Below are 1,055 nucleotides of genomic sequence, written 5' to 3'. Positions count from 1 at the left end.
AAAGGTAGGAAATATCATGACAAAAAACGCGATGAGGAAAAACAAAGATTAGAGGAGGAAGGATTTTCACCAAGCGAAAAAGAATTAACGATTGAAATTGAAATGAGGACAGATAAAGGTAAAATTAAGGTAAGAACACGTCCTGATATCACTTTTATTAAGGATGGAAAACCAGCGTTTAATGAGACGAAAACAGGTAAAGCCAGATTAAGTGCAGGGCAGAAAGGTTTAAGAGAAATATGTGGAACAACAGGAAGCATGAAATTTTGTGGTCCTGAAGCTGAAAAGTATCTTAAGCAAAATAAAGAAAAATTTGATCAATATAAAAAAGATCTTAAAGGTACTATAGATAAGTTTAAAGGCAGTGTAGAAGAATTGGAGAAAAAATTAGATGAATTTAACAAAAATTGGGCTAAAAATCAGCTAGGTAAGGAGTGGGATGAAGGGATACTGCACCATGAAGTTGATCGGCATCCAAGCTATTTAAAAGGGAAGTGAAGCATAATGAAAACGAAAGACGTAACAGAGATTTTAAAAAGATTAGGCTGGGAAACTTATCGCCATGAAGTGGGAGATACCTTTGCTTATTATCATCTTTCTGATCGTATAATACGCATTCTTTACGATGTTATAGATTATGGAGAAGATGGTGGAAAGTTGCGGCTATCAGTTGATCTTACTACAGCCGCTTATTGCCTTGCTAGGGAATATTCTAATGGCGAACAGTCGCGCTATAAATATGATGATATGTTGATTTCTGCAGAAGAAAATTTCGGAATTGTGGCACAGAATCTTTCTGAAAGCCATATTGAGGAAGCTCTAAATAAAGTGATTGCATGGGCACAAACGCAGAATATTGAACAAAAATTACATGAAGAAGCCGTTAATCATTCTGCTGTTGCACAAGCATTGCTTGGCGATATGGATGCTTTAAGGTCTGATAAACCGGCACCCCAATTACATGTTCCAGAGTTTGCTGATTACGCAACCATAGAATGGATTGATCGCCTTATTTTATTTGCACAAGCCTATAAGAATGGGGAGTTAGACGATAT

Annotated in this window: 1 protein-coding gene and 1 pseudogene; both read left to right on the top strand. The window is 36.4% G+C overall.

All coding sequences use genetic code 11. From position 1 onward, the window contains the following. Positions 1–498, top strand: a pseudogene (locus ACFINU_RS10010) (hypothetical protein); the annotation flags it as partial. A 6-nt stretch (positions 499–504) separates the two neighbouring features. After that, the coding region (locus ACFINU_RS10005) for a DUF6990 domain-containing protein (RefSeq protein ID WP_375667689.1) at positions 505–1,055 on the top strand (551 nt) is incomplete at its 3' end.

The sequence above is a fragment of the Bartonella sp. AC130YNZD genome, from assembly GCF_042196865.1.
In the GTDB taxonomy this organism is placed as follows: domain Bacteria; phylum Pseudomonadota; class Alphaproteobacteria; order Rhizobiales; family Rhizobiaceae; genus Bartonella.
This window is presented reverse-complemented; position numbering and strand designations above follow the sequence as displayed.